This window comes from Histophilus somni 2336 (genome assembly GCF_000019405.1).
Classification (GTDB): Bacteria; Pseudomonadota; Gammaproteobacteria; order Enterobacterales; family Pasteurellaceae; genus Histophilus; species Histophilus somni.
Window position 1 is genome coordinate 914,810 of record NC_010519.1, and the last position, 13,465, is coordinate 928,274.

Genomic DNA, 13,465 nt, shown 5'->3' on the forward strand with positions numbered 1-13,465 from the left:
GAAAAATATTGTTGAAGGCATGACCAAAAGGTGATGCCTTTATTTTTTTCTCAAAATGACCGCACTTTTATGGAAATAGCGTATAAAGTAAAAATTAATGTTTTCTCTTTACATGATTTTCGTTAAAATTCGGCATTCGTCCATTTTTAGTTATTACAACAATAATGATCAAGCAAGCTCAATTTTATATTCTTTCTCAACAACAAGGAAAAAACGGACTTTTTGCGGAAGAAAGTCTTACTTGTGATCTTGCCGCCTCCGCTTGGCGGTTGGGGAAAAAAGTATTAATCACTTGTGAAACGGAAGAGCAGGCATTAAAACTTGATGAAGCTTTATGGCAAAGAGATCCTGATGAATTTGTACCGCATAATTTATCCGGTGAAATGACTTCATACGTAACGCCGATAGAGATTTCTTGGCAAGGGAAACGTAATACGCAACGACGGGATATACTGATTAATCTGCAATCTCAATTACCTGATTTTATTATGAGTTTTAATCAGCTAATTGATTTTGTGCCAGTTGATGAGCAGTTAAAAATTCTTGCGAGAGAACGCTATAAATCGCTTCGTTCGCAAGGTTGGCAATTACAAACAGAAAATATGTAAATTTTTATAAGGAGTTTTTTTATGAAATCTAAAATTTTGGCTACCACACTCGTTGGATTGCTATTCGGATTGGTTGCTTGTGAAAAATCACAAGAAAGTGTATCAACCGAAAAAATGGATAACAAGCAGACGGAGCAAGTTGAACAAAAACAACTGGAAAGTGCGGTGGAAAACAGCACTGAAACACCTGTGCAACATGTTCAAACTGATAAGATGTCAGAAGGAATGAAATCAACAACCGAAGAAGCTAGCACTGATTCAGCAATAAACCAAGAAAAATTAGCTGAAAATAAAGTTAAACAGGTTGAAGCTAAAAAAGTAGCGGAAAAAAATGAAACCAAAAAAGTTATTGCGATTTTAGAAAAACAATACCAAAGCCTTCATTGCACCGATGGAAATAAAAGCGAATTTTGTGTAGAAGAAGCACAACGCTTAAAAAGTGAAATTGAACGACTAAAATCTCAATTGCGTAAATAGAAAGATGAGTAGTCGTTAGATTTAAGACATTTATGCTAGATAATCTCTTCTCTCTAGGCGGTAAGTTAGAAAAATAACAAGTCGTAGAATGGCTAATTTATGCCCAGCTTCACACGGTTTCTATGGGGAAAGAGCGGTTAGATTTAAGAAAAATTTTGCAAAAATGAATCATAAATTAGTCCAAATCGATCAGCTAAAAAATCAGCTTACACAATATCGTCCGCTTTTTGAATCAGAAGTACAACGCTTACGAGAAGAGTTTATTATTGAAAGCTCATATAATTCCAATGCGATTGAAGGCAATACGATTACCTTACGTGAAACCGTGCTGATTTTAAAAGAGGGAATGACGATTGCGGAAAAGCCACTGCGAGAACATTTGGATATTATCGGTTTCAAAGATGCCTTTAACTATATTTATGAATTAGTTGCCAATAATGAACCGTTAAGCGAGCGAACCATTAAAGATATTCATTCGCTTGTTTTAATGAATAATGCTGAAGGTCGAGGGGTTTATCGTAAAATTCCGGTGCGAATTTTAGGGGCGGAAAATGAACCGACAGCCCCTTATTTAATTGCCGAAGAAATGCAGTTGTTGATTGAAAAATATCAACAAAAACTGACCGCACTTCACCCGATAGAAGCAATTAGTTGGTTGCATTTAGCCTTTGAAAGTATTCACCCGTTTATTGACGGCAACGGACGAACAGGGCGATTACTGATTAATTTTGAATTATTGAAACACGGTTATTTACCTGTTGATATTAAATTTACTCATCGAGCAAACTATTACCAATGTTTTGATGATTTCCATAAAAATCAGCAAGATATAAGTCGTTTGGTTGAATTGATTAGTCAGTATGAAGTGGCTGAGTTGAACAGGTATTTGGCGATTTTGGAACAGAGGACATAAAATGACAAGCCGTGAAGAATTACTCAAAAAACAACGTGAGCTAGATATTCTCTTTACTGCGTGGTTTGAAGAAAAGAAAAAGCACGAAGTGCTGACTTATCGTCGTGAAAATGGAGATTTAATTCAGCATTATCCGGACGGTACAGAGAAAGTGATCAAATATGCTGAAAAAACTAGCACTGCTCGTATGGCGTAACAAGCGGTTGGATTTAGGCAAAATTTTGCAATGCTTTAATCGGAGGGAATTGTGATGACTAAACCGGTAAATGCGGAATATATCAAAGAAATTATTGATAAAACGAATAATCTTGGCTATTTGGACATCCAAGGAAAAACCTTGCAAGAAAAACAAGAGAGTTTTAAATCTTTAATTCAGGAAAAATTAAAGGGATATCACAATGACAGTCGAAAAGATCATTATCACCGAAGCTAAGGTTCACGAGCTTTTTGTTGAAATCAGTCAAGAATTGGGGTTTAGTGATGAAGATATTTTACATCATTCTCAAAACATTCTTGAATTGATTGAAATGTGGTCAGAGCAAAAATTTGTCGAAATTTATCAAGAAAATACGGATAGAGTTTTTGGTCGGGCAAAAGATAGTAGTCTTGCACCAGGTGCGGTTCCCTATTATTTAGGTATTTATCACGCCAGAGTAGATAAACAAGGTGAAAATGATCCGTTAATCGTTTTAACATTTAGATCAGAAAGAGAAGATAACATCGCTGAAATTCGCTTTATGGCAACACACGATATTTTATTTGGCACTGTTTCCGATAAATTATTTATGCAACGAATGAAAGCTATTCGTCAAAGAATTGATCTTTTAGTCCAAAAAGGGAATTAATTTATAAGGGCTACACGGCTACGCATCAGCCCACACGGCTCGTGTGGGGTGACAAGCGGTTAGGTTTAAGAAAAATTTTGCAAAAAACTTCTCAAAACAGACCGCTTGTAAAATAACAAGGCATTTGTCTAGAGAGGAGTACCATCTGGAAAATAATCAAATATGCAGATAAAAAATAACTTAAAGTTTATGGACTTCTGCTCAGGTATTGGCGGAGGTCGTTTAGGGCTAGAACTAAACGGAATGGAATGTATTGCTCACAGTGAACTTGATCCTAACCCTGATTTAACTTATCAGCTCTTTTTTAATGATAAAAATAATTATGGGGATTTAACCAAAATAAATATCAACGATTTACCTGAATTTGATGTAATGCTTGCAGGTTTCCCTTGCCAAACTTTTTCAATTGTAGGAAAACGCAAGGGTTTTGAAGATGAGCGTGGGCAGATTATTTATAGCTTGGTCGATATTTTAGCTCTTAAACAAATTCCTTATTTTATTTTGGAAAATGTAAAAGGGTTGGTTAATCATAATAAAGGAGAAACCATAAACTCTATTGTTAAGCTGCTAGAAGAAACGGGCTATGATGTTTATTATCAGGTATTAGATAGTCAATTTTATGGTGTACCACAAATGCGTGAGAGGGTTTATTTTGTGGGTATTAGAAAAGATATTAAACACAAACCTTATCAATTTCCTGAAATGGAAGATGCCAAACCTATTTCTTATTATTTAAGTGATGACCGTGATTATACCTTTGATGAGAACAATGAAACTTTCCAGAAGTATTTGAATAATAAATATAATCAAGGGCAAAATAACCTTACTGAAATTTTGCAAACGGATTATAACGTGATTGATTGGCGGCAATCTGATTTCCGACTTTATCCTGAAAAAAGCCCGACATTGAGAACCGGACGACACGGTATTTTATATACCAAAAATGGTAAATTGAGAAAATTAAGTGGTTATGAAGCATTACTATTACAGGGATTTCCAAAAGAAATTGCACAAAAAGTTATCGAGCATAAATTACCTGACAGTAAAGTTTTATCCCAAGCTGGAAATGCAATGACGGTGACGGTTATTCAGAAATTAGCGGCTCAATTATTAAAATCGATAGAAAGCATATAGAGAGGTGAAGATGGATTTAGCCAACCTAGGCTCACAAACTGCAAAAAATGGCTTTAAGAATGAAAAAGATATTGCTGATCGTTTTAATCATTGGCAATCACATTCTGAAGCTCAAGACTGGTTAAGAATAATGGGTTATGAATTAGATAAAATTGAAAAGGTTAAAGCTGTTGTATTAAGTGGTTATAAAGCAGATATTAATGTTCAAGTATTTATCTTTTTTAAAGAAGCTGTTGATGTTCGTAACATTCAAGTAAAATTAGTTAGTAATAAACGAGGCTTTAATCAAATAGATAAACGCTGGTTAAAAAATTATCATGAGATGTGGCAATTCCCAGCAGAAATTTACCGCTTGTTACAGCATTTTTGTGGAGAACTACCCCCGGTTATTGAGAACCCAAAAGATAAGCGAAGAATGTTTATCACAGAATTTAGTGAACAAGAACAACGTTTAATTTTAGATTGGTTCAAGCAGAGTAAAATTTTAGTTTTAACCGATATTATTCGTGGTCGAGGAGATTTTTCAGCAGAATGGGTATTAGTTGCCCAAAAAATTAACGATAACGCTCGTTGGATTTTGAAAAATATTAATGAGGTTCTACAACATTATGGTAGTGGCGAAATTAAGATTTCTCGACAAGGTTCAATTAAATTTGGTCGGGTTACTATTCAACGTAAAGGTGGAGATCGTGGCAGACAAACAGCCAATATGTTGCAATTTAAAATAGATCCAACCGAATTATTTGAGATTTGATTTCAAGCTGCCCCCAAATGCAAAAATTAACATAAGAGAAAAACCAATGACAAAACAATTCACAATGGAAGATCGTTTCAACCCTTCCGCCGTAGAGCAAGCACTCTACCAACACTGGGAATCGCGAGGCTATTTTAAACCGAGCGAAGATATTAATGCACCGAGCTACTGTATTGCGATTCCGCCGCCGAATGTGACCGGTTCGCTACATATGGGGCACGCTTTCCAGCAAACCTTGATGGATACTTTAATCCGCTTCAACCGTATGGAGGGCAACAACACCCTTTGGCAAACGGGAACAGATCATGCAGGTATTGCGACTCAAATGGTGGTGGAGCGTAAAATCGCAGCGGAAGAGGGCAAAACCCGTCACGATTATGGGCGTGAAGCCTTTATCAACAAAATCTGGGATTGGAAAGCCTATTCGGGCGGTACGATCAGCCAGCAAATGCGTCGCTTAGGCAACTCGATTGACTGGGATCGTGAGCGTTTTACGATGGACGAAGGTTTGTCTAATGCGGTGAAAGAAGTATTTGTTCGCTTACACGAAGAAGGCTTGATTTACCGTGGTAAACGCTTGGTGAATTGGGATCCGAAACTGCACACTGCCATTTCCGATCTTGAAGTCGAAAACAAAGAGAGCAAAGGCTCGCTTTGGCACTTCCGCTATCCGCTTGCTAACGGTGCGAAAACCGCTGAGGGCTTAGATTATTTAGTGGTGGCGACCACTCGTCCTGAAACAATGTTGGGCGATACAGCGGTTGCGGTTCACCCCGAAGATGAGCGTTATCAATCGCTGATTGGCAAAACGGTCGTGCTACCGCTTGCCAACCGTGAAATTCCGATTATCGCTGATGAATATGTGGATCGCGAATTCGGTACAGGTGTGGTAAAAATTACCCCTGCCCACGATTTCAACGACTATGAAGTGGGCAAACGTCACGGATTGCCGATGGTAAATGTGATGACGCTCAATGCCGATATTCGTGCGGAAGCAGAAATTATCGGCACAGACGGCAAACCGCTTGCCGGCTACGATGCCCCAATTCCAGCCGACTATCAAGGCTTAGAGCGTTTTGTGGCTCGTAAGAAAATCGTGGCTGATTTTGAAGCGTTGGGCTTGCTTGATCAAATCAAACCGCACGACTTAAAAGTCCCCTACGGTGACCGTGGCGGTGTGCCGATTGAGCCAATGCTGACCGATCAATGGTATGTGAGCGTGAAACCGCTTGCCGAAGTCGCCACCAAAGCGGTGGAAAACGGCGAAATCCAATTCGTACCTAAACAGTATGAAAATCTTTACTTCTCTTGGATGCGTGATATTCAAGATTGGTGTATTTCTCGCCAATTATGGTGGGGACATCGCATTCCGGCTTGGTATGATGAACAAGGCAACGTTTATGTTGCTCGAGATGAGGCGGAAGTGCGGTCAAAATACGGCTTAACTTCAGACGTAGCGTTAAAACAGGATGAAGACGTATTAGACACTTGGTTCTCGTCCGGATTATGGACATTCTCAACACTTGGCTGGCCTGAGCAAACCAAAGAACTGAAAATGTTTCACCCGACCGATGTATTAATCACCGGTTTTGACATCATCTTCTTTTGGGTAGCAAGAATGATTATGTTCACGATGCACTTCATCAAAGATGAAAACGGCAAACCGCAAGTGCCGTTCAAAACTGTGTATGTAACGGGCTTAATCCGTGATGAACAAGGGCAAAAAATGTCGAAATCAAAAGGGAACGTGTTAGACCCGATTGATATGATTGATGGTATCAGTCTTGAGGATTTGCTTGAAAAACGCACCGGCAATATGATGCAACCACAATTGGCGGAAAAAATTGCTAAAGCAACTCGTAAAGAATTTGAACACGGCATTTCTGCACATGGAACGGATGCGTTACGCTTTACCCTGGCGGCGTTAGCGAGCAATGGACGTGATATCAATTGGGATATGAAACGTTTGGAGGGCTACCGCAATTTCTGTAATAAATTATGGAATGCTAGTCGTTATGTATTAACCCACGAAAAATTGGATCTAAGTGAGGGCGAAGCGGAATATTCGTTGGCGGATCGTTGGATTGAGAGTCAATTCAACCGCACTATAGACGCATTTCGCACCGCACTTAAGCAATACCGTTTCGATTTAGTGGCAAATACGATTTACGATTTTACTTGGAATCAGTTCTGCGATTGGTATTTAGAGCTAACCAAGCCTGTATTTGCTCATGGTACGGATGCTCAAAAACGTGGTACAAGTCGCATGCTTCTCAATATATTAGAGAAATTATTGCGTTTAGCACATCCAATTATTCCATTTATCACGGAAGAAATTTGGCAGAAATTGAAGGGTGTAATGAAGTTATCAGGCGATACCATTATGTTACAGCCATTTCCGCACGCAGAAGAAAGTAAGTTTGATCCGGTAGCGGAAAGCCAAATGGATTGGTTAAAAGAAGTGATTGTAGCAGTGCGTAATATTCGTGCGGAATGTAATATTTCACCGAGTCATGCGTTGGAACTGTTGCTGAGAAACATTTCAGAGGAAACAAAAATTTGTCTTGAAAATAACCGCACTTTATTACAATCTATGGCAAAATTGTCCACGATTACTTTACTGGACGCCAATGAAGAACCGCCACTTTCGGTCACGAAACTGGTTGAAAATAATGAAATTTTTATTCCAATGGCAGGTTTTATTAATAAAGAGCAAGAACTCACAAGATTGACTAAAGAAATTGAAAAATTGAAAGGTGAAATTGTTCGAATTGAAAACAAACTCAGCAATGAAGCCTTTATTACCAAAGCACCGGAGCAAGTTATCGCCAAAGAGCGGGAAAAAATGCAGGGGTATTTGGATAATATAGAAAAACTTCAACAACAATATCAGGCGATTGAGACGTTGTAAGTATTTAGGTCGATATTTGATCTCCCGCCGTCAAATGGCGGTCGGGAGATCGATGTTAATCGTGGTGAAAATCTATCTTAGGTTCTCCCAAGAATAACGGACCGAGTGGATTTTTAGGCAAATTGAAGTGATTAGGATACTTCACCTCTACCAAATATAAACCATCAGGTTTAGCAGTTGGTGCGGCTAAAGTGCGGTCTTTTTGAGTTAAAAGCCAATCCATCCATTCAACCGGCTGTTTTCCGCTTCCAATTTCTAAAAGACTGCCAACAATATTGCGTACCATATGATGCACAAAAGCGTTAGCCTGAATATCCACAATAATGTAATTGGCTTGGCGAAAAACATGGAGATGATGAATATTTCGCCATGGTGTATTGGACTGGCATTGTGCGGCACGAAATGAAGAAAAATCATGTTCCCCCAATAAATATTGCCCTGCTTGGTGCATTAAATGATGATCCAATGCAACGTGATGATGAGTAACTCCAGTGGGAAAAAGAGCGGAACGTAGCGGATGATTATAAATTAAATAACGATAACGCCTTGCTGTGGCACTGAAACGAGCATGAAAATCCTCACTGACGACCTTTGCCCAACGTACCGCAATATCAGCAGGTAAATTGGCATTAAGACCGAATGTCCATGCTTTTTCAGAGCGAATCGCTTTCGTGTCAAAATGTACCACTTGACCGGTAGCATGAACACCCGAATCCGTTCTACCCGCACAATATATTTGACAAAATTCATTTGCAACAAAACTGACCGCACTTTCCAGTTTTTCCTGTACACTTGTGACATTCGCTTGACGTTGCCAACCGAAATAATGTGTACCGTTATATTCAATACCTAATGCTATTTTCATATTATGTTATCTGTTAAGCTGAAACCCATTTTATGATACTTGAATATAGTCGAGCGGTATATCACCTAAATACGCCAATAGTTCTTCTGTCATACCACGATATGACAACCTGAAAGGTTGTTCAACCAATACCGCTCGAGCAATATTTTCCACCTCATTTCCATTTAAAAGTAAATAATTCAATGCTGTTTGTAGTGGCGGTAAAGAGGGATTAAATGCGGCATTTTCAGCATAACTGCCTTGAAAAATCTGTTGATCTTGCAATTGCAATGCAATACCTGAATAGGTTTTGGAATAAGGGGCATGAGATTGATTAGCAGCATCAAGTGCGGCTTGAATTAACGGATCTTCCGTTATCAAAAATAAATTATGTGCTTTTTTATCAAATAGACGATTATCTATCTGTAAATTATGGGGTCCAAAAGCATCCGGCAAATAGTGATGTAATAAATTATCCTGACTATGTGGCAAATGAATGCGTAATGTTTCCGCACTGTTAAGTTCATTCATAAATTGGCGACAATGTCCACAAGGTGTGTAATTGACGGTAATCTCCGTTATTTTACTTTCACGACGCATCCAAGCATGAGAAATTGCACTTTGCTCCGCATGAACGGTTTGCTGAATGTTCGTGGTACAAAATTCTTGATTAGCACCAAAATAAAAGTTGCCTGACTCTCCTTTAGCAATTGCCCCCACACTGAAATGGGAGATTGTGGGATTAGCATAACACGCACTGACGGGTAGTAATATTAAAGCCAATTCTTTGTCCGTCATATGATATTTTTCGCAAAAATGGTTTACTGTGAATGCGGGTAGAAAGCCCTGAAAATTCTGTTCGCCTAAGATATACCACAGATCCTGAGCCAAATTTCTGTTTTCAATTTGATTTAAAGCCTGTTTAATCCGATCAGATATATGTTTTAATGAATGATGTGTCATCATAAATCCTTGTTGAATATTGAGATTGGGTTGAATGTGCCAAACATTTAAAATAACGTCAAGTAGATGTTTTAATTGTATCTTATTATTTTTGGCTGAAAAATTTCTAATTATAACAAGTTAAACACTTTTAATATTTCATCAAAAATATAATTTTCTGCATTGAAATAGTTACTCTTTTTTAAACGACATAGCATAACTCGCCATAAAATTGGATCTTTAATTTTTACGCTGACTAAATGAGGATCGGGATAATAGTACGCTGTAGATAGGGGTAGAATAGTCAAAATATCTGAATTAGATTTTGCAGTGTAATATAAAAAATCCCAACAGGCTGATTCATAGATGATATTAGGGTAAATATTATGTCGTTCAAATGCTTCTTTCAACTGTTGATAAATCATAAACGTTTTATCAAAGATGACAATTTTCTCTTTATGTAATTCCTGCCAAGTCACACTTTCTTTTTGAGCAAAATGATGTTCCGGAGAGCAAAATACCGAGAGTTCTGAGCGATAAATTTCGAAAGATTCAATAATCTTAGATGAAATATGTTCAGGATAGAGCAAGGTTGCAAAATTGACATTACCTAGTAATAGTTCACCTTTTAATGAATATGCACCTTGTTCTTTTACTTCAAATTCAATTTGAGGATTATTTATAATCAGTTCCGGCAAAATTTTAGAAAAAATCAAAGATAAAATTAAAGGTGGAATACCGATAGATATTCGCCCTGTCATTTCTTGTTCTTTCTTATGTAGATTTTTGTTCATTTGATTGTATTTCTTGAGTAATTCTTTAGCATCACGGTAGTAGTTTTCTCCAACGTAAGTTAACCCTCTAATTTTTCCATTAGCTCGTGTAAATAATGCAATATTTTCTTGATGCTCAAATTCATTAATCATCATACTTAATGCCGGTTGAGAAATATAAAGATTTTGAGATGTCCGACTTAAATTGAAGCCGTTTTCTACAATTCCAATAAAATAACGTAAATGTTTGATATCCATGATTTCTCCTTAACCAATTTTGTGTTCAGCCGTTCTATAAGCTGTGTTTCTTTTGTATTCTTTATATGTATCTACATTCTATAAGATTAATTTATAGGTATGTAAAAAAACTGTATTTTGAATTATTCGAACAAATTACTACACTTACCTCAAATAAGGTAAGAATACTAGATTATCTAGATTTTATAAGTATGCTTGCTTAGTTTTTTTGGGATGTATTGAGCGTTTTACTCTCTCAATGTATAACAAAAATTTAACCTTAAATATAAATTTATTTTATCTCATAGGAAGATGCTATGTCTAAATTTATTTCAATTGATGAGCTCAAATCTCATTTTTTTGATGGAATGACAATGATGTCCGGTGGTTTCATGGGGTGCGGTGCTCCCGAACTGATCATTAAAGAAATCTTAGAGGCAAACATTAAGGACATTACTCTAATCAGTACTGACACCGCAATGGTAGATACTGGGGTAGGTCCTTTAATTGTTAATGGGAGAATAAAAAAACTATATGCCTCACATATCGGAACAAATTCTGAAACTGGTAAGAAAATGATTTCCGGTGAATTAAATGTTGAACTTTGTCCACAAGGTACTTTAGCAGAGCGTATTCGTGCAGGCGGAGCAGGATTAGGCGGATTTTTAACGCCGACAGGGGTTGGCACAGTAGTAGAAAAAGGTAAACAGAAAATCACTATTGATGGTGTGGAATATTTACTGGAACTACCGTTAAAAGCAGATATTGCAATTATTAAAGCGGATATTGCCGATGAGATTGGTAACTTAGTTTTTTTAGGTGCAGCTCGTAATTTTAATCCAATCATGGCTCTCGCTGCCAACACAGTCATTGTACAAGCAACAAAAATCGTGAAAGTAGGTGAAATGGATCCAAATTTAGTGATGACCCCCGCAGCAGTGGTTGATTATATTGTAAAAGCGTAACGGAAGGAGAAAAAACAATGAATGCTAAAGAAATTATTGCTCGCCGTATTGCCTTAGAATTAAAAGATGGTGATGTTGTTAATCTTGGTATTGGTTTGCCAACTATGGTAGCAAATTATATCCCAAGTGATATTTCAATCACTCTACAGTCTGAAAATGGCTTTTTAGGTTTGACCGCTTTTGATCCTGAAAATCCCGATGAAAATATTGTGAATGCCGGTGGTCAACTTTGCTCAATCCAAGCAGGAGGTATGTTCTTTGATAGTGCTTATTCATTTGCTTTGATTCGTGGCGGTCACGTTGATGCTTGTGTACTGGGCGGTTTAGAGGTCGATCAAGAGGCAAACCTAGCAAACTGGATGGTGCCGGGAAAAATGGTACCTGGTATGGGAGGCGCTATGGATCTAGTTACTGGTGCTCGTAGAGTAATTATAGGTATGGAGCATTGTGCAAAGACGGGAACCTCAAAAATACTAAAAAAATGCACTTTGCCACTAACCGCACGTAATAAAGTTCATCTAGTCGTGACTGAGCTTGCCGTATTTGAATTTATCAATGGACAATTAACCTTAACTGAAATGGCGGAAGGTTATGATTTGGATATGATTAAAGCTAAAACTGAAGCTGAATTTGTCGTTTCGCCAAATCTAAAAATAATGTCGTTGGCAGGTGCATAAGGAGCTTATTATGATTAGCCGTATTTCTCGGTTTATGACAACTATCGTTAGTAAGTATATGCCAGAGCCACTGGTTTTAGCAGTGCTATTGAGTATCATCATCTTCTTTTGGGCACTTTGGGGCACAGAACACAGTACAGGTGCATTGGTTGAGATGTGGGGTAATGGTTTTTGGAATTTGCTTGCTTTCTCAATGCAGATGGCGATGGTGGTAGTAACTGGTAATGCTCTTGCTTCAGCTCCACAAATTCGTCGATTTCTTTCAACTGCTGCATCTATTGCGAAAACACCAACTCAAAGCATTATGCTTGTTACCTTTATGAGTTGTGTTGCCTGTGCAATTAACTGGGGGTTTGGCTTGGTTGTGGGAGCAATGTTTGCAAAAGAAGTTGCACGCCGTATTAAAGGTGTGGACTACGCCTTGCTGATTGCCTGTGCATACATTGGCTTTATGACTTGGGGAGGTGGCTTTTCAGGCTCAATGCCACTCCAAGCGGCAACGCCAAATAACCCAATTGCACGTTTTATCACAGATGGAAATTATGCTGATGGTATTATTCCTGTTACTAAAACACTATTAACCAGCTATAACATATTCATTATTGGTATGTTAATCATTACGTTACCGTTTCTCACTAAAATGATGCACCCAAAAGCAGAAAATGTAAAAATAATTGATCCTCGCTTATTACAAGAAGATCCAAAATTCAGCAAAAAGTTAACAGAATCTTCCACTATTGCTGAGAAAATTGAAGAGAGTTGCATTCTGGCTTACATTATTGCAGGGACAGGTTTTGCTTATCTTGCAATATATTTTGCGAAAAACGGCTTCAATTTAACGATCAACACCGTAAATCTTATCTTTTTAATGGCTGGTTTAGCCTTGCATGGCTCACCAGCTGCTTATGTTCGTGCTATTACCCATGCAGCACACAGTACAGCAGGAATATTAATTCAATTTCCGTTCTATGCTGGTATGCAGTTAATGATGGAGCATTCCGGTTTAGGTGGCATGATTACAGAATTTTTTGTAAATATTTCAACGAAAGACACCTTTCCGGTATTAACCTTTTTCAGTTCAGCATTAGTGAATTTTGCAGTACCGTCTGGCGGTGGTCACTGGGTAGTGCAAGGTCCATTTATTATTCCCGCAGCACAAGAACTGGGTGCAGATTTAGGCAAATCAGTCATGGGTATTGCGTATGGTGATATGTGGGCGAATATGGCACAGCCATTTTGGGCATTGCCTGCTTTAGGTATAGCAGGACTTGGTGTGCGTGACATTATGGGCTACTGCATGACAGCATTACTTTTCACAGCACCAATTTTCGTTATTGGACTTTATTTCCTTTAATTTCAGGACGAGTGGTCAAGTTTTGTAAAAG

15 protein-coding genes are annotated in these 13,465 nt (G+C 37.9%); 12 read left to right on the forward strand and 3 right to left on the reverse strand.

Annotated elements, in window-relative coordinates:
* The first annotated feature begins 164 nt into the window (after positions 1-164).
* The 9 genes from HSM_RS04080 (at position 165) to HSM_RS04120 (ending at position 7,642) form a co-directional block, all read left to right on the forward strand.
* Positions 165-608 carry a DNA polymerase III subunit chi gene (locus HSM_RS04080; RefSeq protein ID WP_012341609.1) on the forward strand — a complete coding sequence of 148 codons (444 nt, stop codon included), beginning with the start codon at positions 165-167 and terminating at the stop codon, positions 606-608.
* A gap of 21 nt (positions 609-629) precedes the next feature.
* The gene (locus tag HSM_RS04085; RefSeq protein ID WP_012341610.1) at positions 630-1,085 is read left to right on the forward strand and encodes a hypothetical protein; all 456 of its coding nucleotides are present in this window, start codon (positions 630-632) and stop codon (positions 1,083-1,085) included.
* A gap of 163 nt (positions 1,086-1,248) precedes the next feature.
* Entirely contained in the window at positions 1,249-1,998 is a 750-nt protein-coding gene (locus HSM_RS04090; RefSeq protein WP_041605251.1) for a Fic family protein, read from the forward strand.
* A gap of 1 nt (position 1,999) precedes the next feature.
* Positions 2,000-2,194, forward strand: coding sequence for a hypothetical protein (locus HSM_RS04095; protein WP_012341612.1), 195 nt, complete (start codon positions 2,000-2,002; stop codon positions 2,192-2,194).
* A gap of 54 nt (positions 2,195-2,248) precedes the next feature.
* Complete coding sequence (locus tag HSM_RS04100) at positions 2,249-2,431, forward strand: hypothetical protein (RefSeq protein ID WP_041605037.1); 183 nt, start codon at positions 2,249-2,251, stop codon at positions 2,429-2,431.
* Complete coding sequence (locus HSM_RS04105) at positions 2,397-2,843, forward strand: hypothetical protein (protein WP_012341615.1); 447 nt, start codon at positions 2,397-2,399, stop codon at positions 2,841-2,843. Before HSM_RS04100 ends, HSM_RS04105 begins: the two co-directional genes overlap by 35 nt.
* A gap of 162 nt (positions 2,844-3,005) precedes the next feature.
* A complete protein-coding gene (gene dcm / locus HSM_RS04110; RefSeq protein ID WP_012341616.1) occupies positions 3,006-3,977 on the forward strand; it encodes a DNA (cytosine-5-)-methyltransferase in 972 nt (323 codons plus the stop codon).
* Positions 3,978-3,987: 10 nt separating this feature from the next.
* On the forward strand, positions 3,988-4,731 hold the full coding sequence (locus HSM_RS04115) for a PDDEXK family nuclease (protein ID WP_012341617.1): 744 nt from the start codon (positions 3,988-3,990) through the stop codon (positions 4,729-4,731).
* 46 nt (positions 4,732-4,777) lie between these two features.
* The gene (locus tag HSM_RS04120) at positions 4,778-7,642 is read left to right on the forward strand and encodes a valine--tRNA ligase (RefSeq protein WP_012341618.1); all 2,865 of its coding nucleotides are present in this window, start codon (positions 4,778-4,780) and stop codon (positions 7,640-7,642) included.
* A 55-nt stretch (positions 7,643-7,697) separates the two neighbouring features.
* On the opposite strand, the gene truA is transcribed toward HSM_RS04120, so the two are convergent.
* From truA to HSM_RS04135, 3 genes are all read right to left on the reverse strand, one after another.
* A complete protein-coding gene (gene truA, locus HSM_RS04125) occupies positions 7,698-8,507 on the reverse strand; it encodes a tRNA pseudouridine(38-40) synthase TruA (RefSeq protein WP_012341619.1) in 810 nt (269 codons plus the stop codon).
* Positions 8,508-8,537: 30 nt separating this feature from the next.
* Positions 8,538-9,449 carry a cytidine deaminase gene (gene cdd, locus HSM_RS04130; protein WP_012341620.1) on the reverse strand — a complete coding sequence of 304 codons (912 nt, stop codon included), beginning with the start codon at positions 9,447-9,449 and terminating at the stop codon, positions 8,538-8,540.
* Between the two features lie 110 nt (positions 9,450-9,559).
* Entirely contained in the window at positions 9,560-10,459 is a 900-nt protein-coding gene (locus tag HSM_RS04135) for a LysR family transcriptional regulator (protein WP_012341621.1), read from the reverse strand.
* 296 nt (positions 10,460-10,755) lie between these two features.
* Here HSM_RS04135 and atoD point away from each other — a divergent pair, with 296 nt between their 5' ends.
* The 3 genes from atoD to HSM_RS04150 are packed head-to-tail and all read left to right on the forward strand — an operon-like array spanning position 10,756 to position 13,434.
* A complete protein-coding gene (gene atoD, locus HSM_RS04140; protein WP_012341622.1) occupies positions 10,756-11,403 on the forward strand; it encodes an acetate CoA-transferase subunit alpha in 648 nt (215 codons plus the stop codon).
* Between the two features lie 17 nt (positions 11,404-11,420).
* A complete protein-coding gene (locus HSM_RS04145) occupies positions 11,421-12,080 on the forward strand; it encodes a 3-oxoacid CoA-transferase subunit B (protein WP_012341623.1) in 660 nt (219 codons plus the stop codon).
* Between the two features lie 10 nt (positions 12,081-12,090).
* On the forward strand, positions 12,091-13,434 hold the full coding sequence (locus tag HSM_RS04150; RefSeq protein ID WP_012341624.1) for a TIGR00366 family protein: 1,344 nt from the start codon (positions 12,091-12,093) through the stop codon (positions 13,432-13,434).
* Positions 13,435-13,465 lie beyond the last annotated feature (31 nt).